The sequence below is a fragment of the Robiginitalea sp. genome (assembly GCF_982776155.1).
Genome location: NZ_CEXZKX010000006.1, coordinates 36,975 through 61,649 on the forward strand (window position 1 = coordinate 36,975; position 24,675 = coordinate 61,649).

Annotated in this window: 20 protein-coding genes; 7 read left to right on the forward strand and 13 right to left on the reverse strand. The window is 55.1% G+C overall.

Annotation, left to right across the window (positions count from 1 at the left end; all coding sequences use genetic code 11):
* Window positions 1-6: 6 nt before the first annotated feature.
* The 3 genes from AC3DKS_RS11245 to AC3DKS_RS11255 form a co-directional block, all read right to left on the reverse strand.
* The gene (locus AC3DKS_RS11245) at window positions 7-3,507 is read right to left on the reverse strand and encodes a ThuA domain-containing protein (RefSeq protein WP_015754116.1); all 3,501 of its coding nucleotides are present in this window, start codon (window positions 3,505-3,507) and stop codon (window positions 7-9) included.
* A gap of 91 nt (window positions 3,508-3,598) precedes the next feature.
* Entirely contained in the window at window positions 3,599-5,071 is a 1,473-nt protein-coding gene (locus tag AC3DKS_RS11250) for a sulfatase family protein (protein ID WP_272607925.1), read from the reverse strand.
* A gap of 45 nt (window positions 5,072-5,116) precedes the next feature.
* Window positions 5,117-6,841 (reverse strand): sulfatase family protein, encoded by a 1,725-nt coding sequence (locus tag AC3DKS_RS11255; RefSeq protein WP_083760693.1) that lies wholly within the window; start codon window positions 6,839-6,841, stop codon window positions 5,117-5,119.
* Between the two features lie 413 nt (window positions 6,842-7,254).
* Between AC3DKS_RS11255 and AC3DKS_RS11260 the strand changes: the two genes are divergently transcribed.
* From AC3DKS_RS11260 to AC3DKS_RS11290, 7 genes are all read left to right on the forward strand, one after another.
* Complete coding sequence (locus tag AC3DKS_RS11260; RefSeq protein ID WP_015754119.1) at window positions 7,255-7,773, forward strand: RNA polymerase sigma factor; 519 nt, start codon at window positions 7,255-7,257, stop codon at window positions 7,771-7,773.
* 96 nt (window positions 7,774-7,869) lie between these two features.
* Window positions 7,870-8,916, forward strand: coding sequence for a FecR family protein (locus AC3DKS_RS11265; RefSeq protein WP_272607926.1), 1,047 nt, complete (start codon window positions 7,870-7,872; stop codon window positions 8,914-8,916).
* 188 nt (window positions 8,917-9,104) lie between these two features.
* A complete protein-coding gene (locus AC3DKS_RS11270) occupies window positions 9,105-12,446 on the forward strand; it encodes a SusC/RagA family TonB-linked outer membrane protein (RefSeq protein WP_187289187.1) in 3,342 nt (1,113 codons plus the stop codon).
* Between the two features lie 26 nt (window positions 12,447-12,472).
* Window positions 12,473-13,906 (forward strand): RagB/SusD family nutrient uptake outer membrane protein, encoded by a 1,434-nt coding sequence (locus tag AC3DKS_RS11275; RefSeq protein WP_272607927.1) that lies wholly within the window; start codon window positions 12,473-12,475, stop codon window positions 13,904-13,906.
* A 45-nt stretch (window positions 13,907-13,951) separates the two neighbouring features.
* Entirely contained in the window at window positions 13,952-15,430 is a 1,479-nt protein-coding gene (locus tag AC3DKS_RS11280; RefSeq protein ID WP_272607928.1) for a sulfatase family protein, read from the forward strand.
* A gap of 108 nt (window positions 15,431-15,538) precedes the next feature.
* Complete coding sequence (locus AC3DKS_RS11285; RefSeq protein WP_272607929.1) at window positions 15,539-16,918, forward strand: sulfatase family protein; 1,380 nt, start codon at window positions 15,539-15,541, stop codon at window positions 16,916-16,918.
* A gap of 166 nt (window positions 16,919-17,084) precedes the next feature.
* A complete protein-coding gene (locus tag AC3DKS_RS11290; RefSeq protein WP_272607930.1) occupies window positions 17,085-18,164 on the forward strand; it encodes a hypothetical protein in 1,080 nt (359 codons plus the stop codon).
* Here the strand turns inward: AC3DKS_RS11290 and AC3DKS_RS11295 are convergent.
* The 10 genes from AC3DKS_RS11295 to AC3DKS_RS11340 all read right to left on the reverse strand — a co-directional run bounded on the left by AC3DKS_RS11295 (window position 18,161) and on the right by AC3DKS_RS11340 (window position 24,668).
* Window positions 18,161-18,565, reverse strand: a complete 405-nt coding sequence (locus AC3DKS_RS11295) for a hypothetical protein (RefSeq protein ID WP_272607931.1) — start codon at window positions 18,563-18,565, stop codon at window positions 18,161-18,163. The genes AC3DKS_RS11290 and AC3DKS_RS11295 overlap by 4 nt on opposite strands.
* Window positions 18,562-18,951, reverse strand: coding sequence for a group III truncated hemoglobin (locus AC3DKS_RS11300; protein ID WP_272607932.1), 390 nt, complete (start codon window positions 18,949-18,951; stop codon window positions 18,562-18,564). The genes AC3DKS_RS11295 and AC3DKS_RS11300 overlap by 4 nt, the downstream gene beginning before the upstream one ends.
* Window positions 18,952-18,958: 7 nt before the next feature.
* Window positions 18,959-19,699, reverse strand: a complete 741-nt coding sequence (gene ric / locus AC3DKS_RS11305; protein ID WP_272607933.1) for an iron-sulfur cluster repair di-iron protein — start codon at window positions 19,697-19,699, stop codon at window positions 18,959-18,961.
* 127 nt (window positions 19,700-19,826) lie between these two features.
* Window positions 19,827-20,261: an RrF2 family transcriptional regulator gene (locus AC3DKS_RS11310; RefSeq protein ID WP_015754129.1), complete on the reverse strand. Its 435-nt coding sequence runs from the start codon at window positions 20,259-20,261 to the stop codon at window positions 19,827-19,829.
* 93 nt (window positions 20,262-20,354) lie between these two features.
* Window positions 20,355-21,194 (reverse strand): universal stress protein, encoded by an 840-nt coding sequence (locus AC3DKS_RS11315; protein ID WP_015754130.1) that lies wholly within the window; start codon window positions 21,192-21,194, stop codon window positions 20,355-20,357.
* Entirely contained in the window at window positions 21,194-21,598 is a 405-nt protein-coding gene (locus AC3DKS_RS11320) for a hypothetical protein (protein ID WP_015754131.1), read from the reverse strand. Before AC3DKS_RS11320 ends, AC3DKS_RS11315 begins: the two co-directional genes overlap by 1 nt.
* Window positions 21,595-22,014: a GreA/GreB family elongation factor gene (locus tag AC3DKS_RS11325; protein WP_015754132.1), complete on the reverse strand. Its 420-nt coding sequence runs from the start codon at window positions 22,012-22,014 to the stop codon at window positions 21,595-21,597. The genes AC3DKS_RS11320 and AC3DKS_RS11325 overlap by 4 nt, the downstream gene beginning before the upstream one ends.
* Before the next feature lie 10 nt (window positions 22,015-22,024).
* Window positions 22,025-23,317: a Glu/Leu/Phe/Val family dehydrogenase gene (locus AC3DKS_RS11330; RefSeq protein WP_015754133.1), complete on the reverse strand. Its 1,293-nt coding sequence runs from the start codon at window positions 23,315-23,317 to the stop codon at window positions 22,025-22,027.
* 223 nt (window positions 23,318-23,540) lie between these two features.
* Window positions 23,541-24,188, reverse strand: a complete 648-nt coding sequence (locus tag AC3DKS_RS11335) for an MCP four helix bundle domain-containing protein (protein ID WP_272607934.1) — start codon at window positions 24,186-24,188, stop codon at window positions 23,541-23,543.
* Between the two features lie 30 nt (window positions 24,189-24,218).
* Complete coding sequence (locus AC3DKS_RS11340; protein ID WP_015754135.1) at window positions 24,219-24,668, reverse strand: GreA/GreB family elongation factor; 450 nt, start codon at window positions 24,666-24,668, stop codon at window positions 24,219-24,221.
* Window positions 24,669-24,675: the final 7 nt, after the last annotated feature.

Here is a 24,675-nt window from a genome sequence, read left to right on the forward strand (position 1 = left end):
AGGGAATCAACCGGGCGCATCGGCGAGGAAGGTGACCGCCTTCATGTTGATGATGTCCGTATTCGGGGCCTCAGGCTTTACCGGGATAAAATAGATGTCATGGCGTCCCTGTATCTCTTGTTCTAGCGGTACTTCCAGGGTTTCCACCCGGTCCCAGTTGCCGGTGGCCGGATACGGGGTCCTGAGGATAACCGGTCCGGCCCGGGAATCGATGCGGACCTCGATGGCACCTGTGGGCCCCTCCGCCGAATATTCGAACAAAAACCCCGTAATGTGCGTCAGGTCTACGTCCTTCATCATATAGTAGGCTTTATGCCCTGCATTGGTCAGGTAGTTGCCGAAGCGCTCAAAGCCTACATACTCGTCCATGGATACCATGGGGACGCGGGCATTGCGGAATATAAGGACCTCCCGCCCGGTCAGCGGGCCGATTCCGTTAGCGCCTGTATCCCTGTAGGCAGCTTCCAACAAGTACCTTCCGGATGCGCCTTCCTCCCCGTGGTCCCTGAATCGAACGGAACCCGTGCGGGCTACTTGGGTCATTTCCCCATCGGCATCCGAGAGGGACAGGATGTACCGGACCATCTCCCGCACATCGGCCGCGGCCAGCTGGGGGTGGGCGCTCATCGGGCTTTCACCCCAGACCCCGGCACCTCCTTCGATGACTTTTTTCACCAGGTATTCCATTGCGTCCGGCTGCCCGGAGTAGCGGCGGGCGATATCCGTATAGGAAGGCCCTACCGAGGCCCCTTCCGTCACGTGGCAGGCACGGCAATCGCTGCGTTCAATCAGCGCGTAGCCGTAGGGCATGGGGGTGTCCGCTAAAGGCGCTCCGGCTGTGGCGGCCCTGGCGGGTTTGGAAGTAAACCCGAACCGGACGGAAAGCCTGTCGGGGTCCGTTGCGGGTTCTTCCGGGTCCGAAACCCGTACCTCATAGCGGAATGGCCGGCCCTCCCAGAAAAAGGATTGATTGTCAGGGCTCTCGAATGCCACCCGGGGCGGCTCGTTGCCCACCGTTACCCGGACGCTGTCCGTGGCCCTATTCCCGGCCGCATCCGTAATGGACAGGCGGGCGGTATAGGTTCCCGGACGGGTATACGTATGGGTTGGATGCCGCTCCGAACTGACGGTTTCCCCCCCGTCAAAGTCCCAGGAGTAGGATAGTGTCTCGCCACCATCCGGATCCCCCGAACCCCGGCTCGTGAAATGGACCCTGAGGGGTGCCTGCCCGGCAATTTCCCGTTGCGCCTGCAGGGTGCGCAATTCCGAGGTAATATATACCCGTTTGGAGAGGTTTGCTTCGGCGGCGGAATCCCGGATACCTGCACTGGCTACCGGAGGCCTGTTCCCCCGGTTGTAGGCAATGCGTACCAGGCGGGCATCGTCGTTGTCCGCCCCGTAGACCGAACCGTATTCCAGCATGTACAGCATGCCGTCCTTCCCGAACACCGCATCGATCGGGCGCCTGAAATCCCCGTTTTCCGTCATAAATGGTTCAGCCCGCAGGTAATTTTCTTCCGCATCGAACCGCAACGCCTTTACCCAGTTACGCATCCACTCAAACACGAACAACGTACCGTCGTAATACTCCGGAAACCGGTTGGGGGCCTCGGAATCCGGGTCGTATTTGTAGAAGGCGCCTGCCATGGCCGAACGCCCGCCCGTCCCGAAATCCGGGAATTCCGCAGACGCGTCGTACGGATACCAGATCATGGCCCCCCGGGCCGGCGGGAGCTGGTTCAGACCCGTGTTGTTGGGGGAGTCGTTGTAGGGCGCATCCGGATCAAAGGTGGAATTCCCGGCCTGTTGCTGGAAATCCCAGTCCGTATAGGCGCGGTTATTCCCGATAAAATAGGGCCAGCCGTAATTCCCGGCCGATTTGGCCTGGTTGAATTCGTCGTACCCCTTGGGGCCCTGGGGCCCGTCTTCACCCGCATCCGGTCCGATATCCCCCCAGTAGAGCGTACCGGTATCCGGGTTGACGGCAATCCGATAGGGGTTGCGGCACCCCATGATGTAGATTTCCGGCCGCGTTTTGGGCGTATCGGCGGCAAACAGGTTGCCATCCGGGATCGTATAGGGGTTGGTGTTGGATTCCGGTCCGTAATTGGGTCGGATCCGGAGGATTTTTCCTTTTAAGTCGTTTGTATTGGCTGCGGACCGTTGCGCGTCCAGGCTGATATACTCCGGGCCCGGCCGCTCGTCGAGCGGGGCGTAGCCTTCAGCCGGGAAGGGGTTGGAGCTGTCCCCGGTGGAAAGGAGCAGGTTGCCGTCCGGGTCCCAGGCCATCGACCCCCCGTGGTGGGATCCGCCGTCCCGGTGTACGGGTACCTGCAGGAGGACCAGCTCGGAATCCGGATCCAGGGTCTGGTCATCCCGTACGACAAAACGCGAGAGGTTGAAGACGATTGTTTCGGCCTCCGTGGCCGGGGCATAGTACACATAGATCAGGTTGTTGGTGGCGAATCCCGGGTCCAGCTTCACTCCAATCAGGCCGGTGCCGCCTTCGGTGGCCACGTCAAACCGGTGGGCAATGCCGTGCTCGCCCGTATGGATGTTGTAAACCCCCAGGTTGGCCGACCGGAGTTCCGTGTAGAAAATGCGGCCGTCATCCGAGATATCCAACTCCATCGGGATGCTCAGGTCGTTCAGCAGGACGGTTTTCTCAAACCGGTTCGCTTCCGGTTCGGCCATGGCCGTTGCCCGGGAGTAATCCAGGTTCCGCCCGCTTCCCATGGCGTAGCGAATACCACCCTGCAGGTGCCTGAGGAACAAGGGTTCCGAAAAGGAGGCGGGTGTGTGGCCCCCTCCTGTGTAAAAGGAGCGGCCCCCGTCGAATTCGTGGTACCAGGCGATGGGGTGTTGGCTTCCGTTGGTGCCGCCCCGGTAGGTTTCCTCATCGATCTGTGCCAGGACATGGATATTCGGGTAGAAGGAGCGGTAGTTGTACCATTCGTCCCGCCGCTCCCAGCGGGCGGGCAGGCTATCCGTGGCGGGATGGTCCGAATCCACGATATCGATGGCGGCGGTCTGCACATTCGGGTTGTGCGGGTGGCTTTCAAAATAGGCGCCCACCAGTTGGCCGTACCAGGGCCATTCGTACTCCGTATCCGCCGCGGCATGGATGCCAACAAACCCGCCCCCGGCCTGGATATACCTCTGGAAAGCGGCCTGTTGTTCCGGGTTGAGGACGTTCCCCGTGGTATTGTTGAAGATCACCGCATCGTACCGCTGCAGCTCCTCGTCGTTGAAGTCCGAGGCGTCCCGGCTGAGATCCACGCGATACCCGTTGGCCTCCCCGAGGCTGTCGATGGCCTTGTTGGCAATCGGGATGGATTCGTGCTCCCAGACCGCCGTCCTGGAGAATACCAGGACCCGCGGGCCTTCATCCTCGCAGGAGGCGAGGCTGCCCCCTGAGAGGATGGCGCAGAGGCAGGCGAATAAAAAGTTTAAAAGGACACGGCTGGAATTGCGGAAGCCCGACGGGTTCCGATGGGTCTGGTTCATGGCAGTTGCTAATTGGATATTTACGGGTTCGGGTACCGGTTAAAATCCAAAAGATACAATGCTTTTGTCATTTTGACGGAACGTATGCGCCCTAATATTCCCCTTTGTGCCTGTAGTCCCCCCACCGGGGCCGGTCCGTTGATTTGAGCGGTATCTTCATGCCGTCAGTGGTTTCCAGCCAGTTGTAGAGGGAATCGAGCATGGTTTGGATTACCTCTTGTTTTTCCGGGTCGCCGATGAGGTTGTACATCTCATGGGGGTCGTTCTCCAGGTCGTAGAGTTCGTTCCGGTCCCAGATGCCGTGGTAGCGGATGTATTTGTACTTATCCGTCCGCATGCCAAAGACGGTTGGGGTCATCGGGAAATCGTTTTCCCAATAGTATTCGTAAAATATCTTATCCCGTTTGGTAGCATCTTTATCCCCCGTCAGGATTGGGATAAAAGAAACCCCCGGCATATCGTCCGGCTGGGCCACCCCGGCCTCGGCCAGCACGGTGGGGCCAATGTCGATATTCTGGACCATGTCCTGCGGCACCTGGCCGCCCTCGAAGAGCTCGGGGCAACGCACCAGCAGCGGAACCTTGACGGACTCCTCGTAGAAATGGCGCTTGTCGATAAGCCCGTGTTCCCCCCAGCTGAAGCCGTTGTCGCCCATATAGATGACCAGGGTCTCCTCGTCCAGGCCTTCTTCTTCCAGGTATTCCAGCACGGCACCCACGCTGTCGTCCACCCCCAGGAGCGTCTCGCAGTAGGCCTGTACGAGTTCCTGCATGTCGATGTTGCTGTGGTACATATAATCCACCCCGTGCCAGCTCACCCGCTGGTCGGCTACCCATTCCGGCCATTTCAGGTCGCGCCAGGCCCCGGTTTTGGTCTGCTCGTATGTGGGCGGCAATTCAATTTTCTTCCCGGCATACCGGCCTTTGTGCCGCCGGGCCGGCTGGAATTCCGCGTGTACGGCCTTGTGGGAGAGATAGAGGAAGAAGGGCTTGTCTTTATCCCGGGACTCCAGCCAGTCCACGGCGTGCTCGGTGAGCAGGTCGGTGATATAGGTGGAATCCTTGTATTCGATGCGCTCCCCGTTGATGTTCAGCGTGGGGTTGTAGTAGACCCCCTGCCCAAAGAAGCTCTCCCAGTGGTCGAAGCCCGGGCGGGGCTCGTCCGTATGGCTGCCCATATGCCATTTGCCCAAAAAGGCCGTCTGGTAGCCCGCCTCCTGCAGGTATTGCGGGAAATAGGTGAGGTTACCCGGGTTCGGGGCCTGGTTATCCACAATCGTATGCGTATGGGAAAACATCCCGGTGAGGATGGAGGCCCGGCTCGGGGAACAGAGGGAGGTGGTGACAAATGCATTCGGCAGGTAGGCGCCCTCGGCCGCCAGCCGGTCCATGTTCGGGGTCTCCAGCCAGGGCACCTTCCCGGTGAATCCCATATAGTCAAAGCGGTGGTCGTCGGTGAGGATAAAGATGACGTTGCGCTGTTTTTTGCCGGTATTTCGCTGGGCGGTAAGCGAGGTGGGGACTCCCAGGAGGAGTCCGCAGGCTAGTGCAATCAGGGGTCGCATTATTTGGAACATCTGGTTTGGGTTATTTAGGTTGTTTAATTGGATTTATTCATTCATTTCAAGAGTGTTCTCGGATGGCAGGTAGCCGATCCGCCGGGCATTTACCTGGATGGTCTGCCCCGGTTTCAGGGGGACCGTTCCGCCTGAATACACTTCCCAGGGTATGGGGACTTCCACGGTGGTAGCTTTGTTCCCGGGCATAAGATAGAAAAAGTCCCAGGTTTTTATTTCGCGGACCCGGGTGGTATCCCCGATGGCCCCGTCAAAGATCCGGTAGCCGATGGATGCTCCCGGCGTGTCGGAAAAGAGCCGGACGCCCCCCGCCACCTTTTCAATCACGGGAGTTGCGGTTACCGGCGGGGAATCCTTTCCGTTCCACCAATTCCGGATCATTTCGGCTTCCGGTATTTCCGCCACGTCGCCAACGGCCTCCAGCCAGTTAAAGAGGGCGGTCTTTAATTCAGCCTGTTTTTCGGCGAAGGCCGGGTTGCCGGCCAGGTTGTGAACCTCGTCCGGGTCTTTGGCCGTATAATAGAGCTCTTCCTGCGGCTTGGGGGCTTGAAACCAGTCCAGCAGAAACGGATTGGTGATTTCCCCCGCATCCCGCATTTCGATTATTTCCCGCATGCTGGCCATTTGCTTCCGGTAGGCCAAATCCTGGTATTTGGGGACTTCCGGCATGAAATTATACACGTACCGGAACGTCCCGTCGCTCACGGACCGCACCCGGTCGTAGTGGTTGGCCGTGCGGTCCCGGGCAGCGAAGATGTACGCATTTTTTTCCTCGTTTTCGTGGGGGCCCAGAAAAGCCTTTCCCTGCAGGTACTGCGGTGGCTGGATGCCCGCAATCGAGAGCATGCTCGGGGCAAAATCGACAGCGCTGATCAGGTCGTTGTTTACCGAACCCGCCTTTTGGCCCCCGGGATGCCGGACCATAAAAGGGATGTGCAGGCCGCGCTCCAGGATTTCGCGTTTCATCCAGGGCAGGTTCCCGCCGTGGTCGCTGTAGAATATGATATAACTGTTTTGGTAGACCCCGTCGGTTTTGAGTTGGGCTATGAGCTCCCCGAAGTCCCGGTCCATTTGCTCGATGCGGGTAAACAGGGCTGCCTTGTCGCGACGCATTTGTCCGGTGTGCTCATAGTACAGCGGCAAGGTCATTGCTTCCGGGTCGTAGTACAGGGAATCCGGGGGGCGGATCACCTGGGATTCGTGGGTAATCGCCAGGTTGAAGACGCTGAAAAAAGGCTGCCCGGCTGCCCGGTTCCGATAGCTGGCCGCCACGCTGCTTTCGTCCCAAACGGTGACCGGTTCTTCGAACTGATAGTCTTCCTTGGCATTGTTAGAGGTGTAATAGCCGTTGATGCGCAGGTATTCCGGGAAGGCGCGCACATTCTCGGGCAGCACGGCCGAATGGCTGGGGACGCCCTCGGGCATCAGCCTCGGGTCGTTGTGCGTACGCATATGTGGGGTGCCAATGGATATCTGGTTCATCCCGGTGATGATGGCAGACCGGCTGGGTGCGCACACCCCGGAAGTGGTATAGACCCGGGTATACCGCTCGGCTTCCCTCGCAAAATCGTCCAGGTTAGGGGTCCGGATCCCGGCCTCCCCGTAGCTCCCCAAATAGGGGGAGATGTCTTCACACACAATCCAGACGATATTGGGCTTCTCCTGCGCAAACCCCAAGAAGGTAGTTGCCAGGAAAATCTGGAGGGGCCAGAAAATCTTTCTCGGGGAAACGTATTGAAAAGCAGATCGTATAGTCACAGGGCGTCTTTTTGTTCCAAGGGTGGACGAATTCCATCTCGTAGTTCTATTTCATAGAGTTGATTTCTCCCTGTTTATAGACACGGTTTGCTGAAATAATATTTTGCAGGACTATTAATTTGAAGACAGTTGTGTTCGGAACTTCTGTTTTTTTTGATGCTGATCCAAGTCATCCGGTATTTCCGACGTCTTCGGGTTAAAAAATTCATTTTAAGATTTTGTTAATTAATTAATATATTTGATTCCAATGCCGCAATGCAGGATCAGATTATTGCGGATTTGGCAATTTCACGTTTTAAAAACCCTCGCGGATATTGTTTCAACTCATGCTGGACCAATCAACAGACAGGCACAAGCACTCGCCGGAAGCTCCAAGTGATTCCGGGTTGTGGGGCCGATTAAAAGCTGGAGACATGGAGGCGCTCGGAGCGCTCTACGACCGGCATGTGGATGATTTGTTTGCAGTATCTCTCTATGTATGCGGCGACCGGAGTACCGCCCAGGATGCCATTCACGACCTCTTTCTGGATCTGTATAAGTATCATAAAAAACTCGCCCCGGCCGACAATGTCCGCGCCTACCTGATCACTGCACTTAGGAGAAGGCTTTATAAGGCCGGCAAGGCAAAATCGAGATCCCTGGATGACGAAACCAACGGGGCCCGTTTCCTGGACCAGCCCGGTCACTTTACAGAATCCGCGGAAGAGGTGATCGTCCTGAAAGAATCCCAAAGAGGATTGCGCCAGAGCCTCCACAAGGCATTGCAAACGCTTACCGAGCACCAGAAACAGGCCATCCAGCTTCGTTTTACCCAGGACAAGAGCTACGAGGAGATCGCAAAGGACCTGCAGCTGTCGGTACCTTCGGCTCGCACCCTGGTCTATCGCACGCTGAAAGCCATGCGAAAAGCAGCCCTCTCCCTGTTTTTTTAATTTTTTTTCGATTTACGTGTCTATAAATGCGAATGCCCGGACTCCTTTAGTTAAAGGGGCCGGCAGACATGCACCGATTCCCTATCCAAAAACACCATGCAACAAGATTCAAAGAACATATTATCCCCTAATGAAAAACAGGCGTTACGGGACCGGATCATGGAATCGGCCCGCAAGGCCGATCACCACAGGAAATGGAAATTCCGCCGTCGTGTCCTGATTGGCGCAGCAGCCTGCCTGGCTATTTCCATCGGGCTGACATTCTTCTACCGCCAGCCGGCAACACCGGGTATCGAGGATTTTGTAAAATCCGCCCCGGACATCCGCCCGAATGAAGGCGATCAGGTTACCATCGTACTGGGCCAGGGGAAAAACCTGACCCTCGATGAGGATCAGGCCGGGGTGGCGTATTCCGAAACCGGGACTGACGTACGCGTTGGGAACCAGACCGTCAAACAGGAGGCGCTCAGGGACAACAAAGCCACCTACAACACCATTCTCGTGCCCTATGGCAAGCGTACCGACTTGAAGCTGTCGGACGGTACGGTAGTCTGGCTGAACTCGGGAACCAGGTTGGTCTACCCGGCCGTTTTTAACGAGGACAACCGGGAAGTCTACCTGGAAGGCGAGGCAATTTTTGACGTGGCCCATAACCCGGAGAAACCCTTCCGCGTATTGTCTGAACACCAGCGGATCGAGGTTTTGGGAACCGTTTTTAATGTCTCCAGCTATCCGGAGGACGTCGAAACGAGTACCGTTTTAAAAAGCGGGAGTGTTCGTGTGTCCTATTCGGCAAAAAAGGATGCGGCCATGCGGATGACTCCCGGGATGCGATCTGCGTTTAATGCCCGGACCCAAAAGGTCTATACCCAGCAGGTGGACCCGGAAGATTACTTTTCCTGGCGGGATGGGTTCCTGAGCCTGAAAAACCACAGCCTGGGAGAAATTGCCACGAAACTCTCGAGATATTACAACCGGACCGTCCGCATTGAGGACCCGGACCTGGCCAAAGAGACGTTTTCCGGAAAACTGGACCTGAAAGAAAATGTAGAAAGTGTTATCGGCATCATCTCGGATGCGACCGAAATCCATTTCCGAGAAACTGCTGACGCCATCGTATTGACCAAAGAACCAACCCAATAATGCGACGCCTATGAAGAAAAGCACATAAAAAAAGCCGACAGGTGCGCCAACACCCGCCGGCCGAAGTTTTAATTATCGCCAGAATAACGACAACTAATACTAAACTGAACTGTAAAATTATGAATAATTACGCAAGATGCGAGCAGGCTTTGAGCCAAATCAACTCCCGACGCATCATCTTCACCATTATGAGGACATTTCTGCTCTTTATCGCCATCGGGATAACCACATTGCAGGCAAATGATTCCTACGCACAGACACGGCTCGACATCGATGTCGAAAAAGTTACGTTGAAAACACTGCTCAACGAAATTCAAGGTAAAAGCGAATATATTTTCTTTTACAAGGACGGGGTTTTGCCGGAAAGCGAAATCGTTACCGTAAGGAAGGAAAATGCCACGCTGATGAACATCCTGGACCCGGTACTCCCGAGGTGGAACCTGGGCTACAAAATCAGCGACCGGCAGGTGACGATTTTTGCCCTGCCCCTGGCTAAAGCCCCGGGAATTGAAGAGGCCAATGTGCCTCAGGGATTTGAGATCAGCGGGACGATACTGGACCAGGAGGGGATTCCCCTGCCCGGCGCGAATATTGTCGAAAAGGGTACCACCACTGGAACGCAAAGCGATTTCGATGGCAATTATTCCCTGGTGGTTTCCGGCCAGAACGCAACCGTAGTGGTGTCCTACATCGGGTTTTCCACCAAGGAAGTAGCCGTCAACGGACAAGCTACTTTGAATGTTACCCTGGAGGAAAGTGCGGCGGCCCTGGATGAGATTGTGGTAGTGGGCTACGGTACCCAGCGCAAAAGCGACCTGACAGGATCCGTCACCTCCCTGAGCCAGGACGACCTGAACCCGGGGGCGAATGCCTCGGTAGACCAACTGATGCTCGGTCGGGCAGCCGGGGTGCAGATTACCCAGGCCAGCTCGGCGCCGGGGGGCGGACTTGCCATCCGGATCCGGGGGGCGAGTTCCCTGAATGCGAGTAATGAACCCCTCTACGTTATCGACGGGTTCCCGATTGACAACAGCCCGAACCTGAGTTCCGGCGGTGCGGCCCAAACCGGGGACAACCAAAGCCCCCGGAACCCACTCAATGCGCTCAACCCGGCGGATATCCAGTCTATCGAAATCCTCAAGGATGCCTCGGCAACTGCCATTTACGGTTCGCGGGGAGCCAACGGGGTGATCCTCATCACTACCAAGAAAGGCCGGGATGGCAAGGTGAACCTGACCTATGACGCCTATGCGGGCATGCAGACCGTTGCCAAGCAAATCGACGTCCTCTCTACCTCCCAGTACATCACTGCAATCAACGAACTGTCGCAGGCACAGGGGAACGGGGTGGTTTTTTCCCCGGAGGACATCAGCGCTATCGGGGATGGGACCCAGTGGCAGGATGAGGTGTTCCGCTCGGCGCCGATATCCAGCCACAACTTATCCATCAGCGGCGGCTCCGAAGCTACCTCCGTTTACGCCTCGGTCAATTACTTTGACCAGGAAGGGGTCGTGAAGAATTCCGGCATCAAGCGATATACCGGAAGGATCAACGTGGATACCCGATTGGGCGAGAACGCGCAGATCGGTATAAACTTCAACACAAGCCTCGTAAAGGACCAGAACAACGTGGACGGTATCCAGACCAATGAAAATGCCGGACCCATTTACGGTGCCTTGCTGTACGACCCGACGGAACCCATTTTCAATGCGGATGGCTCGTATGCGCAATCGCCCAACCTCACGGTAAACAACCCGGTGACAACCCTGAACGGGATTTTGAGCGAGAACGAAACCAACCGGACCTTTGGAAGCGCCTTCCTGAATTACAATTTCACGGATGAATTATCCGGTAAATTCAATTTCGGAACGGACCGGCAAACTTCCCGCAGGGACATCTACAATTCCAGCCGCACGATTTACGGCAGCGCGGCCGGAGGGATCGCCAACATCAACGTACTCGAGCGGAACAACTACCTCTTTGAGTACACGATGACCTACAACAAAACCTTTAATGAAAACCATATCCTGACCGTTCTGGGGGGAACGACCTACCAGAAATTCAGCACCCGGTTTGTGTCGGCCAACATCAGCGGTTTCCCAACGGACGAAATTGGTACCAACAACCTTTCCCTGGGGAACACGAACAACGACGACCTGAACAGCGGCAAGGAGGAAAACACGCTGTTGTCTTACCTGGGACGGGTAAACTATACGCTCTTCGATAAGTTCCTGCTGACCGCATCGATCCGGGCGGACGGTTCCTCCCGTTTCGGGGAGAATACCAAGTGGGGGTACTTCCCGTCTTTCGCCTTTGGGTGGAAGCTGCAGGAGGAGGAGTTTATCCCTGAGATATTCGACCAGTTGAAGTTAAGAGCCAGCTGGGGCCAGACCGGGAACCAGGAAATTGGGAATTACGCCTCCCAACTGACATTTGGCACCGGCCCATTCGTTGTGCTCGGCGGAAATATCCAGAGTACGGTGGTTCCCCAGCGGATCGCCAACCCGGACCTGAAGTGGGAAACCACCGAACAATTCAACGTCGGTTTGGATGCATCCATCCTCAGCGGGCGGTTTAGCACAACCCTCGATTATTTTACCAAGAGCTCCAAGGACCTCCTGTTTAACCTGCCGCTCCCCGTTGCATCGGGTTATTCCTCCATCCTCACCAATGTGGGTGAGGTCCGAAACTCCGGTTTTGAATTCTTGTTCAGCAGCACAAATATTTCGACGGAGGATTTCTCCTGGAAGACCACGCTGAACTTTGCGGCCATCAAGAATGAGGTCGTCGACCTGGGCCGGATTGACAATATCGTGACCGGGAATATCCAGTCGGTTGGAAATACGGCCGTGATCCGCGAAGGCGATCCGCTGGCCGCCTACTACGGCTATGTGGTTACCGGTATTTTCCAGGAAGGGGACGATATCGCCAACTCGGCTCAGCCCACGGCAGAGCCCGGTTTTCCGATATTTGAAGACCGGAACGGCGACGGGGCGATCACCCCGGATGACCAGACAATCATCGGAAGTCCCTTCCCGGATTTCACCTATGGGATCCAGAACTCGATTTCCTGGAAGAATTTCCAGCTGGACTTCTTTTTCCAGGGGCAGGAAGGAGCCGACCTGATCAACATCAACGTCATCGAATCCCTGTATCCGGCCAATTTCCGCCGGAATCGCATCGCCGACCAGATTTTGAACCGCTGGACACCGCAGAATCCGAATGCACCCTGGCCGTCGTCTACTAACCCGAACGCCTACGGCGCGGGCAAGGTAAACAGCCTGACAGTAGAGGATGCGTCGTATCTCCGTTTGAAGACCCTGCAGCTGAGCTACAACGTACCGGTGAACAACCTGGATTTTATCAATGCCCTCCGGGTGTATGTTACCGGCCAGAACCTCTTTACCATCACGGATTACGCCGGGTTTGACCCCGAGGCCAACTCCCTGGGGCGCAGCAACGTCCGGGTTGATTATAGCAGTTATCCGCTGGCGAGGACATTCCTCCTCGGTTTGACCGCTAATTTCTAAACCCAACCATCAAAAATCATATAACAATGAAACCATATAAAATAACTCTCTTAGCCCTTATCGTATTTTTCCACCTGGGGTGTGAGAAGCGACTGGATGAAGAAGTCTTTTCAGAATTGTCTCCTTCCACCCTGTTTACAACGGAAACCGGATTGTCGACTTTGCTGAAGGCATCCTATACGAATGCGCACCGTTCCGGAGCTGTTGAAACCTGGGGCCCGCTCCATATCGAATCCATGACCTCCGGCGAGACCTGGGGGGCCGGCGGTTCCATCGAGAACCTGTGGATTGCCCTCATGGATTTTACCTGGGACTCCAACCATTCACAATTATTCTCCATCTGGCAGGCACATTTTAGTAGTATCCGGGATGCGAACATCGTCCTGGACAACCTGGACAATGAGAATCTGTCCGATGGATTCCGACAGGTAACTGAAGCTGAGGCTCGTTTTCTGCGCGGATGGAATTATGCTGCGCTGTACAATTGGTTCGGCCGGCTTCCGCTCTACACGTCTTCGACGGACGACCCGCTGCAACCCCGGGCTACCGATGAGGAAACCCGGGCCTTCATCGAACAGGAACTCGAGGCAGCAGCTGCGAACCTGCCGGATCAGGCCACCGAATTCGGACGGGCCTCCAGGGGGACCGCACTGGCCGTACTGACCAAGTACTATCTCAATACCCGGCAGTGGCAGAAAGCGGCAAACGCCGCCCAGGATGTGATTGAACTGGGGCAATATGCGCTGCTGACCAACTATTCGGATGTGTTTGCCTTTGACAACGAGGGTAACCAGGAGCTGATCTGGGCGCACCCCAAGGACGGGGCCACCATTACAGCAGCCGGGAACGCCCTGAATGCACTCACATTCCCCCCGGATTTTCCCGTGCCGTTTCCCAGCAACTCGGTTTTTGCGGCCCGCACCTACCTCTTCGACGATTTTGTCAATTCTTTCGAGGCTTCCGATTCGCGGACCAGCCAGATCATTACGGAATGGACCAGTACTTCTACCGGGGAACTCGTCCAGGGGTTGGGCAACGACCAGTCCTTCCCCAATAAATTCCCCTTTGAGCCGACATCCGTAGGCCCCTGGGCGGGGAATGACGTGCCGGTTATCCGTTATGCGGATATCCTGCTCAGCCGGGCCGAAGCGCTGAATGAACTCAATGGGCCCTCCCAGGAAGCCATCGACCTGATCAACCAGGTGCGCAACCGGGCGGGAGCCACGCCTTTGGTCCTGGCAGACTACAACCAAACCACCCTCCGGGAGGCGATCCTGCAGGAGCGGGAATGGGAATTTTATTTTGAGCAGAAAGCCCGGGAGGATCAGATCCGCCATGGCGTGTTCATCGAGCGGGCTCAGGCCCGAGGGAAGAACGCCCAGGAATTCCGCAGGTTGTTCCCCATCCCCCAGGTAGAGCTGGACGCGAATTCCCTGCTGGAACAGAACCCCGGATATTAATCAATAGATCTATTGTATATGCAAGTTTATAGAAGACTCCTGCCTATGCGCATCCTCAAGGGGAAGGCAATGGGCGCCCGTAACCTGATGGCCCTGACCATGTGCCTGGCCCTGATGGCGGGTTGTCAAAATACCGAAACCAGCCCGGGCGACAGCGAAGGAACCGCTGCTGCCGGGGGCATACCCGAAAAGCCGAATTTCATCATCGTATTTGCCGATGACCTGGGGTACGGCGACCTGAGCTCCTTTGGCCACCCGACGATCCATACAAAAAACCTGGACCGGATGGCAGCCGAAGGCCAGAAATGGACGAATTTTTATGTGGCTGCCAGCGTCTGCACCCCAAGCCGGGCGGGACTGCTGACTGGTAGACTGCCGGTAAGGAACGGCTTGACGAGTAACGAGATCGGTGTGTTTTTCCCGGACTCCCACAATGGGATGCCGGCTTCGGAAATCACCCTGGCCGAGCAATTGAAAAAGGCGGGATACGCCACCGGGATGGTGGGCAAGTGGCACCTGGGGCACAAGGAGGAATACCTGCCGCCCAACCACGGTTTTGACGATTATTTCGGTATTCCTTACTCGAATGACATGGACTTTACGGGCCAGTTTGCTTCCTACCAGGATTATTTTGGCCGGTATACGGAGCGCTATGAATCCCTGAAAACCGAGGAATATAACGTGCCATTGATCCGCGGGACGGAAGAGATCGAACGTCCGGTGAACCAGAACACCATCACCAAGCGCTATAACGATGAGGCGGTGAAATGGATTCGGGAGCACAAGGATGAGCCCTTTTTCATGTACCTGGCGCACAGCCTGCCACACGTGCCCCTGTTTACCTCGGATGAGTTCCGGGGCACCAGCGCCCGGGGTCTCTACGGCGACGTGGTGGAGGAAATCGACCATGGGGTAGGGCAGATCATGGAGCTGCTCGAGGCGGAAGGTCTCGCAGAAAATACCATCGTGGTCTTTACCTCCGACAACGGCCCCTGGCTGCCCACTGGTATCTCCGGGGGCAGCGCCGGCCTCCTGCGGGAAGGCAAAGGCACAACCTGGGAAGGCGGAATGAGGGAGCCCACGATTTTCTGGGCGCCCGGAATGCTCCCTGCCAAAGTTGTCATGGATATGGGCAGCACACTGGACCTGTTTAACACCTTCAGCAGCCTGGCCGGGGTGCCCATGCCCGACGACCGGGAAATGGACGGGGTAGACCTGAGCCCGATCCTGTTCGGGGATGCCGAGTCGCCCAGGAAGGAAATGTTTTACTATCAGGGGGCCGACCTGTATGCCGTACGCCTGGGGCCGTACAAGGCACATTTCTATACCAAGGAGGCCTATGTGATGGGGGCCGAGCGGGTGGAACACAATCCGCCGTTGCTCTACAACGTGGAAGAGGACCCCTCCGAAAAATACGACCTGTCCGGGAAGCACCCGGAGGTCATCGAAGAAATCCGGCGGGTTGTGGAAGCGCATAACGCCAAAATGGTCAAAGCCCCCGATTTGCTGAAGGACCGGGGTTGACCTGAAAAGAAATTGATTTATGTTTTGTTCTAGATGTAGATTGATTGTTTAGTTAGTTAATTCGAAGCGCGGTGGGGACACCGCGCTTTAACTTTAAATGTATTTGTCATGACTTTCCATCAATCGGATTCCCGCCGGCTTTGCCCGCTGAACGCCATCCTGGCCCTCTTCTCCATAGGTTGTTTGGCCGCAGCAACCGGAACGTGTTATGCGCAAGAGCGCCCGGATGCCCCGAATATTCTTTGTATCCTGGTCGACGACCTGGGGTATGGCGACCTGTCCTGCCAGGGGGCTGCGGATCTGCAGTCGCCCAATATCGATGCCCTGGCGGCAAACGGCATGCGGTTCACGAATTTCTACGCGAACAGCACGGTATGTTCCCCGAGCCGGGCTGCGTTGCTTACGGGCAGGTATCCGGACCTCGTCGGCGTCCCGGGCGTCATCCGCCAAAACCCGGAGAACAACTGGGGGAACCTCGCGGACGATGCGGTCCTCATCCCCTCGGAGTTGAACCCGGCAGGCTACCACACCGGGATTATCGGCAAGTGGCACCTGGGGTTGGAAGAGCCCGATACGCCCAATGACCGCGGGTTTACTTATTTCAAGGGATTTTTGGGGGATATGATGGACGATTACTGGGACCACCGCCGGGGCGGCATCAACTGGATGCGGCTGAACCGGGAGGAAATCGACCCCAAAGGACATGCCACGGACCTGTTTACGGATTGGACCATTGATTTCCTGAAAGAGCGCCAGGAGAAGGAGCAACCATTTTTCCTCTATCTCGCGTACAACGCACCCCACTTCCCGATCCAACCCCCTCAGGCATGGTTGGATAAGGTCCGGGAGCGGGAACCAAACCTGACGGAGAAACGGGCCAAAAACGTGGCTTTCGTGGAGCACCTGGACTATAGTGTCGGCCGGGTTATGGAGGCTTTGAAAACCACAGGGCTCGAAGAAAATACGTTGGTGGTTTTTGTGTCGGATAATGGCGGGGCCCTTTGGTATGCGCAGAGCAACGGCCCGCTCAGGGGCGGCAAACAGGATATGTACGAAGGCGGGATACGCGTCCCGGCCATTTTTTACTGGAAGGGAAAAATTGCCCCTGGCACCACCAGTGACAATACGGCCCTGTTGATGGATTTATTCCCCACATTTTGTGAATTGGCGGGACGCAAGCCCCCTGAAAACGTCGACGGCATCAGCCTTGTGCCCACCTTGACAGGGAAAGTGCAGGACACGGCCAACCGCTACCTCTACTGGGTCCGCCGCGAGGGGGGTGATTATGGCGGACAAGCCTATTACGCCGCGCGATTCGGGGATTTCAAGATTTTACAGAACACACCTTTTGAACCCATACAGTTTTTTAATATCGGCCAGGATGAGCTGGAAACTACCCCCCTTGAAACGGATTCGGAAGCGTACCGGGCATTGAGGACCCAACTCAAGGAACACATTCGCAAGGCGGGAGGCGTGCCGTGGCAATAAGATGATAGGACTTTCTGCCCGCGTATAAAAAGGCTAAATTTCACCCCGTGAAGCCTATCCGCCTCCATTTTCGCCTGGCCCTCGTCTATTTTTTGGTCGCCGCACTATTCGGTTTGGCCTTACGGGGTTTCGGGGTGTTTGATTTACGGGGAAATACAGGTTCCTGGTGCACACGCATTCGCATATTGCACTACTGGGGTGGGTGTACCTGGCTTTGACCACCTTAATTTACCACGCTTTCCTACATAGCTCCTCCATCCGGGCTCGTTATCACCGGTTGTTCCTTTTTACGCAATTGACCCTGGTGGGCATGCTCGTGAGCTTCCCCTTCCAGGGGTATGCATTCTGGTCTATCTTGTTTTCGACCCTGTTCCTGTTGGCCTCCTACGGCTATTTTGCTTTTTTCCTATCCAATTCCAGGGCGGATCAACGAAAAGCGCCCGGTTTCCGCCTGGTCCGGGCTTCACTTATTTACATGGTCCTTTCCAGTTTGGGCCCCTGGGCGCTGGGTGGGATCATGAACACCCTGGGCCCGGAATCCGCCTGGTATCGGCTGGCTATCTATTTATATTTGCATTTCCAGTACAACGGTTGGATGGTCCTTGCCCTGGCCGGGCTCGGACTGCATTTGGCCGGCAAACGGGGGATAGGCCTGTTGCCCAAACGATTTGAAACCGGGTTTTGGCTGCTTCAAAGTGGCATCATACTCTCCTTTTTCCTCTCTACCCTGTGGATGGAGCCACCCGGGGTGTTTTATGTGATCGGCGGCCTGGGGGCCCTGCTGCAACTCGCCGGGTTCCTCTACATTGGGAGCGCCCTATGGGTGGGCCTGCGCCAACGGTTCAACGGTTGGGCCTTACATCGCCTGTTGGTGTTTGTCCTGGTACTATTCGGGGTAAAGCTTCTGTTGCAGGCCCTTTCAGCCTTGCCGGCATTCGCCACCCTGATAGCCGGGAATATCGATTATATAATCGGGTACCTGCACCTGACTTTTTTAGGAATCCTCACCCCCGCGTTGTGGCTCTTGGGCAAATCGCAAAGGATCATCCGGCTGCCCGTCGGTGGAACAGGGGTCTTCCTGCTGGGGTTTGTACTGTCGGAGTTGCTGATCTTCCTCAGGGGTTCCCAGGGCTGGCTAAATTTCTCTGTCCCCCTGGATTTTTCACAATGGATTTTTTACACGAGCCTGCTGATGGTCCTGGGGATTTTATGGATCATTACCTGCCAATGGCCGCGTAGCCATTAATCAGATGGGGCCCCGTTTGGATTCCCTCCCCCGCTTTGTTTAGCGACATCCTCTCCCCAATCTACCAGCTCCCAAAAGGCCGCAGGGCCGTCGGGCACGACCATGCCCGCAAAATCCACAGCGATGAATCGCCGTGGCATGTGTCCCGCCGGGGCCTTCATACAATAACCCAGGAGGAAGTGAAATAAATCTTCAGGGGAGTAGTGTAGCCGGTATTCCCGACGCACTTCGCTACTTGCCTGTAGGCAGGTATCCGGTTCAAAGGGGTGGTCCAGGCAGGAGAGGCCCGAGGCTTTGCTGATTTCCTGCACAACCCGGAGGCCTGCATCGGTCTGCCCGGTGATATGGGTTCCGAACCAGCGGGTCAGATCCCGGTATATCAATGATACTCCAGGCTTCATCGTTTGCGGTTCTCGTAGATTTTAAGAAACAGCATCGTACTCATTTTCCGCGCCCGGTTTTTGGCAATCCAGGCATTATCCCCCTCAAAGAGTTCGTCCAGGGTTTCCGTCCACAGGTTGATCCACTGGCCAAAGTGGTCCATGGTAATGGTGCCGCCACTTTGTACATCCACCTGCTGATGAGCCGTAACAGGGTTGCCCCAGTATTTTTTCACCGGAAAGAGCTGGCTTTCCCAAAAGTCCGTCAATACCTCAAAATGGGCCTCCCAGTCGGTGATGTTTTGCTCAAAAATGGGCCCGAGTACCGGGTGCTGCCTGATTTTACCGTAGAATGTGCGCACGAGCCGTGCTACATCCTTCCGATTTGCAATATCGCCTCTTTCCATAGTCCGATTAGCCGGGGTTGCCGGAAGGCGCTGTGAATACCCGTTCCAATTCCTGCGCTTTCGGGAACAGGATGTTATTTTCCAAATGGATATGCCGATGGAGGTCGGCTTCAAATTCCTGCAACAGGGCGTAGGCCACACGATAGGTGGCACAAGCGTCCGAAGGGGCCTGGTAGTCGTCGCTGAGCGCCGCGATTTTGCGGAAGCGTTCCCCTTCGTTGTCGTGTTCGTCCATCATGGCGGCAATCGGGTTTTTTACGGTCATGAATTTAGGTCGTCCGGGAGAAGTCCCGCTTTGCCGGGCGTTTTCCATCTTGCGAATCCAGGGGAACAGTACCAGTTCTTCTTTTTTCATGTGCATGGCGAGTTCCCCGGCAGATGCGTACAGATGCTCCCGGATCTCGTGGAGTTCCGGGTGGCGCTCCCCGTGGACCTTACAGAGTTTGTCCAGGTATTGCTTTAGGGTGGGCAGCGTGGCCTCCACATACCGGTGGTGGATTTTTTCGATGTAATCAGCCAGGAGGTCCAGGGGCCAGGAGGTACAATCTTCCCGGGGCCCTTCGCTCCTGAGGACTGCTGTCAGTTCTTGCAGGAGGTTATCCGGGTCAAGTCCTTTTTTGAGGGCCACTTCTGCAACCGTCCGGTTGCCCTTGCAGCAAAAGTCGATCTTGTGTTTTTTGAATACCTGGGCCGTACGATAGTCGTCGGCTACCCATTGGCCGATTGGTTGTTGGAGTGTTTGTTCCATGGCGTTGTACTTGGAGTTAATGATATTTTAAGGGTTTTAAATTGGGAATCCGGACGGTTACCTGATAATTAGGATAACATTATCCGAATTCTTACCAAAAATTTTTTATTCATCGTCAGGCTCCAGCTCAGCGCTTCAGGTAGCTGATCCCACTCCCGACCCCCAGGGTCATATCGTGGATGCTGGTGGTTTCCAACAAGGCCTTGAGCCGGTCCCGCACTTCGACGAATTCCCAGTGCACCGGACAGGGCTTATGTTCGTTGCATTTTTTCAGCCCCAAACCGCAACCCTCATAGACGCGGTTGCCGTCTACGACGGAAACGATATCTGCCAGCCTGACTTCTCGGATCCGTCCTTCGCTCATCTCAAAACCCCCTGAGGCACCTTTAACGGAATCGACAAGGCCATTTCGCGATAATTGCTGGAGTATCTTGGCCGTGAAGGCCACTGGTGAATCGATAGCATCCGCAATCTCCTTTAAGCTGACCCTTTGCCCTTCCAGGGATTTGTGGGCGATATATACCACCGCCCGAATTCCATATTCGCAGGCTTTTGAAAACATAATTATCCTGTACCCAGGGCAAAGATAATTATTTAATCGGACAAAAATGTCCTAATTAATTAATTTTTGGCGAGGCTTCTATCCGGGGGGGGCTCAGAGAAGCAAAACCGGATTCTTTGTATTCCTGAGGATACGGGCACTATCCGGGCTTTTGATCCCTATTCGCTGCCATATATTGGGTTTTTTTCGAAAATGGCCCAGGAGTTTGCCGTTTGTTCTCAGGACACCGGAGAAAGCGTTGAAATATCCGGAACGACCCAGGTCCTGAAAGGAATTGGTAACGCCGTTGAGCCGGCTGCGCCATGCCAGTTTCTGTTTCCTGTAGTCGGCCTCCGCGACATGACCGCGGCAAGCTGTCAGCACACGGACACTCGCATGGCAAAGTTGGGCAACCTCGCTCATCCGGGTTATCTGTTCCGGATCGGCCAGTCGGGAAAGATCGGCTAAAAGAAGGATCTCGCAACGTGTTTCAAACCGGGCCCCCACCGGCACGACCAGTAATGGAATATTGCGGATTTTCCTGGCGATTCGCAAAACTTTCCTGCTATAAGGTTTGTCGGAACAGATTGTCATTCCGCACATGCCCATGACCAGCAGGTCGATGTTGTTGGCTTTCATCACTTGTTCTATAGCCTGTTCCAGTCCTCCCGCATGACTGATGGCATAATATTTATGGCCGTCCGCCGGCCTTTCTTCCATGATCCGGCTCAGGATCCTGCCAAGTCCCCGTTCGGAATGCTGCCGGTATTGGGTATTCAGTCCATCGTCCGGGTCGAGTGCGTGCATCCGGTTCGGTCCAAATCCCTCACGCCGATAGCAGTTGAGGAGATATATGTCGCAGCCTTCACCCTGGAAAAGCCTCCGGGCATATTCCAAAGCTTCCCAGGCATTTTTTGAAAAATCTGTAAGGACGAGAATATTCTGGATGCCCATCACGATGTTCTTTGGTGTTGATACCTGTTTCCAGTCAATTTCAGCAGTAATGCCCGACGGACTTCGCGGTAATTCAGCAGGTGCTCCCTAAAGGCCTGCCGATGTTTTTCAAAATTGTTTAAATAAAAGGAATCGCAGGCGATGCTGTCGCATTCCAGGGCATTCCGCATGTCGTGCTCGTATCTGTTCAAGGCGGACATTTTGAGCATGTTGTCTCGTTTGAGTTGCTGAAGCTGGCTGGCAATTGCCGGGTTTTTCAACAGGCGTTGTTCAATCGCTGCAAGGATCCTTAGTTCCTCGCTGATAACCTCCAGGTCGTAGGACCAGGATCGCACATCGCGCCGATCCTTTTTAAACATGATTTGGTGATCCGTTTCGTGTTCGTAGAATGTTCGCAAATTCATATCAATAGATTTGTGTCAATAAAAACAGGTTCCTGTTCTACCTTTTCAATCCGTAGTCGCTTGGGACCCGAGGGAAACTCCCAGGAAACCGTATCGCCTTCGGCATACCCGAAGAGCGCGATTCCCATGGGTGTGAGGATGGAAATCTTGTCTTTGCTGACGTCCCTCTCGGGGGGGAGCACCAGCTGTACACGACGGCTCCAGCCATTTTCCGATGTGACGGTTATAATTGAGTGGAAGCGCACTACGTCGTTTTGCATTTCCGCCTCGTCCACGATTTTGGCGGAATCGAGTTCGGTGAGCAACTTCTGAATGGATTGCCAAAGCGTGGCATCGTGGTAATGGGCACTCAGGTTTACGTACCGTTTCAGCAGGACGTATTCCTTTTTCTCAATAAGTAATTGTTTGTATTTCATCTTGTTGTGATTATGGGAAAATTCCGCGCTGCGTATAGGCATCCGCCAGCCGCTCAATCGCGATGATGAATGCAGCCGATCGCCAGTCTACCTGGCGCTCCTCAGCCTCCGCTGTCACCCGGTTGAAAGATTCGCGCATTTTCTTTTCCAGGCGGTCCATCACTTCTTCCATGGGCCAGATTTCACTGTTTTTGTTCTGGAGCCATTCAAAATAACTGCCGATGACCCCACCGGAATTACAGAGGATATCCGGGATGATATCCACCTGTTTTTCCAAAAGGATGGCTTCGGCCGAAACGTCTGTGGGCCCGTTGGCACCTTCCGCAATCAGGGAAGCCTTGATGTCCGGGGCGTTTTTTGCCGTGATCTGGTTTCCAAGTGCAGCGGGGATAAGTATGTCACAGTCCAGGCCAAAGAAATCCCCGCTGTCTATCGGGCTGGCTTTTGAAAACCCGTGAATCCGGCCCCTGTTGGCACGGGCGTATTCGGCAAGTTCCCCTACGTCGATACCTTCGGCCCGGTATAGGGTGCCGGAAGCATCCTGTACGCCAATCAGGACCCCGCCTTCTTCCTCCAGGAAGTGCGAAGCCCAGTAGCCCACGTTTCCAAATCCCTGAACGGCAAAAGTTTTGCCGTGAAGGGTATGGCCCCGGGTTTCTGCCCAGAATTTAATCGTCAGGTATACGCCATATCCGGTTGCCCGGTCCCTTCCGGCCGATCCCCCAGCACCTATCGGTTTGCCGGTAACCACGTGGAGGTTCGTGGAGCGTTCGGCAGGGGACTTGGTACTCATGTAGGTATCCAGTATCCACGCCATGGTTTGGGCGGTGGTATTGACGTCCGGCGCGGGGATGTCCAGCTCCGGCCCGATGTTGTCCCCGAGGGCGAATGTAAAACGGCGCGTGATCCTCTGGAGTTCTTCCTGGGAGTAGCGTGACGGATCGAGCTGGATTCCCCCTTTAGCCCCGCCAAAAGGCAGTCCGGCCAGGGATGTTTTCCAGGTCATCCACATGGCCAGTGCCTTGGCGGCGTCTATATCCACGGTGGGGTGATAGCGCAACCCCCCTTTGTAGGGGCCGAGTGCATTGTTGTGCTGAACGCGGTAGCCAGTGAATATTTTCACTGTCCCATCATCCATACGCACGGGAAAATGAACCAGTAGCTCGTTGTTTGTGACTTCCAGTATCTTGCGGATATTCGGATTCAGTTCCAAAAGGTCCGCGGCATGATCGAATTGCCGCATGACATTATCCAGCATGCCCTGTTTTACAGGCTTTTTTGATTTCGGTTCTTTTATAACCATGATTCAGATTATTTATAAAATTGATTCTTCGATTGGAGCTCGGGTGTAGGCTTTTCTAATGGGTTGGGTTCGCCTACTTGCCTTGTGTGGCGCCAATCGGTCGGCCCGGTGCTCGTATTCGCTGCAGGAACTGATGCGGTCCTTATCCATTGTGAGCCGACACGATACCAGATAGGTACATGTCGAGCAGAGACTTCTTTTGTATAGATCCATTTTCGCAGTGTTAATTGAAATTCATCCATTCGCCTGCAGGCTGATTGTCTGGTCGTTTATTGGGATAGAACACCAGGACCAGGATGAGGATGCCGATCAATACCATAAACGCAACCTCGAGTTTGGATAAGAGCTTGTTCATGCCGAGGGATTTCTTCGAAATTGCGGTCAGTTCTTCACTTTCTTTAAGCTGGACCTGCACCAGTCCATCCAGTTTGCGGTGGATGCCCTGGAGGATGGCCAGCCCCTCGGCTCGTTTTCCCATACGTTCGCCGTTGCCAGGCAATACGGTATCCGCCTCCCAATTGTGTAAATTCTCGAACTCGCGCACGAGCTCCCTGAAGAGTACGGTCTCTTCGGGGGTAAGGTAGGTCGCACCCAGTGACGTGATGAGCTCTTCGGCCTTTTGTCGGTCGGCCTCTAAATCCGCCCCGTTTTCCATGCCGGCAAGCCGCAGTTCCCTTTGGTGGACCATGTTGTTGAGTTCGTATAAGTACCCCTGGACAACCACGCGGTCCTTGTAAACGGAATTAACCGTATGCTGAACAGTTGTGAAGTGCTTTTGATCCAACCGATTGGAGCCGAGGACTAATAAAAAGGCCAGTGCCAGGATCAAACCTGCCTGGATGCGTTGGGCCATTGTGAGTCTGGTGAACATGATTTGAATTTTTTTTAAGGTGTTAGGTTGTTAAATGGCGGTGGAAGGTTCCGGACTGGTCCCGGGTGCCAGACTAATGGAAGTGGTGTGGTTACTACTGATTTTGGCAATTGTGAGGGACATCGTATTCCCCGGTTGGCCGAACAAAATGACATCTCCTTCAGATCGGCCGATAATCGAAGCTCCCAAAGCGCTGATAACTGATATATCGCCGGGGGTTGTAATGGGTTTCCCTGAGGAAGCTAACCGGACGGTTCGTCGATATGACGGGACGCCTTTCAGGGTCACCCAGACATCTGGACGTACCACGTCGTCGGGGCATTCACCCTGATCCAGGATTAAGGCAGATGCCATGTTCCTCTTGAGTAGCCTCGCGGCGTGTTGGTGGGCGTAGTCATCGTATACCCGATTCGCCTCCAGGGACATCAGCAGGGCATCGTATTCCTGCCTTTCAAAAACGAGTTTTCCGTATTTCATCATAGCTTGG

Coding starts and splice junctions, on each gene's coding strand:
- AC3DKS_RS11285 (WP_272607929.1), top strand. CDS start 15,539: ATGACTTTCCATCAATCGGATTCCCGCCGGCTTTGCCCGCTGAACGCC.
- AC3DKS_RS11325 (WP_015754132.1), bottom strand. CDS start 22,014: ATGAAATACAAACAATTACTTATTGAGAAAAAGGAATACGTCCTGCTG.
- AC3DKS_RS11320 (WP_015754131.1), bottom strand. CDS start 21,598: ATGAATTTGCGAACATTCTACGAACACGAAACGGATCACCAAATCATG.
- AC3DKS_RS11295 (WP_272607931.1), bottom strand. CDS start 18,565: ATGAAGCCTGGAGTATCATTGATATACCGGGATCTGACCCGCTGGTTC.
- AC3DKS_RS11250 (WP_272607925.1), bottom strand. CDS start 5,071: ATGCGACCCCTGATTGCACTAGCCTGCGGACTCCTCCTGGGAGTCCCC.
- AC3DKS_RS11335 (WP_272607934.1), bottom strand. CDS start 24,188: ATGTTCACCAGACTCACAATGGCCCAACGCATCCAGGCAGGTTTGATC.
- AC3DKS_RS11330 (WP_015754133.1), bottom strand. CDS start 23,317: ATGGTTATAAAAGAACCGAAATCAAAAAAGCCTGTAAAACAGGGCATG.
- AC3DKS_RS11300 (WP_272607932.1), bottom strand. CDS start 18,951: ATGGAAAGAGGCGATATTGCAAATCGGAAGGATGTAGCACGGCTCGTG.
- AC3DKS_RS11245 (WP_015754116.1), bottom strand. CDS start 3,507: ATGAACCAGACCCATCGGAACCCGTCGGGCTTCCGCAATTCCAGCCGT.
- AC3DKS_RS11340 (WP_015754135.1), bottom strand. CDS start 24,668: ATGATGAAATACGGAAAACTCGTTTTTGAAAGGCAGGAATACGATGCC.
- AC3DKS_RS11315 (WP_015754130.1), bottom strand. CDS start 21,194: ATGGGCATCCAGAATATTCTCGTCCTTACAGATTTTTCAAAAAATGCC.
- AC3DKS_RS11310 (WP_015754129.1), bottom strand. CDS start 20,261: ATGTTTTCAAAAGCCTGCGAATATGGAATTCGGGCGGTGGTATATATC.
- AC3DKS_RS11265 (WP_272607926.1), top strand. CDS start 7,870: ATGCAACAAGATTCAAAGAACATATTATCCCCTAATGAAAAACAGGCG.
- AC3DKS_RS11275 (WP_272607927.1), top strand. CDS start 12,473: ATGAAACCATATAAAATAACTCTCTTAGCCCTTATCGTATTTTTCCAC.
- AC3DKS_RS11270 (WP_187289187.1), top strand. CDS start 9,105: ATGAGGACATTTCTGCTCTTTATCGCCATCGGGATAACCACATTGCAG.
- AC3DKS_RS11260 (WP_015754119.1), top strand. CDS start 7,255: ATGGAGGCGCTCGGAGCGCTCTACGACCGGCATGTGGATGATTTGTTT.
- ric (WP_272607933.1), bottom strand. CDS start 19,699: ATGGAACAAACACTCCAACAACCAATCGGCCAATGGGTAGCCGACGAC.
- AC3DKS_RS11280 (WP_272607928.1), top strand. CDS start 13,952: ATGCGCATCCTCAAGGGGAAGGCAATGGGCGCCCGTAACCTGATGGCC.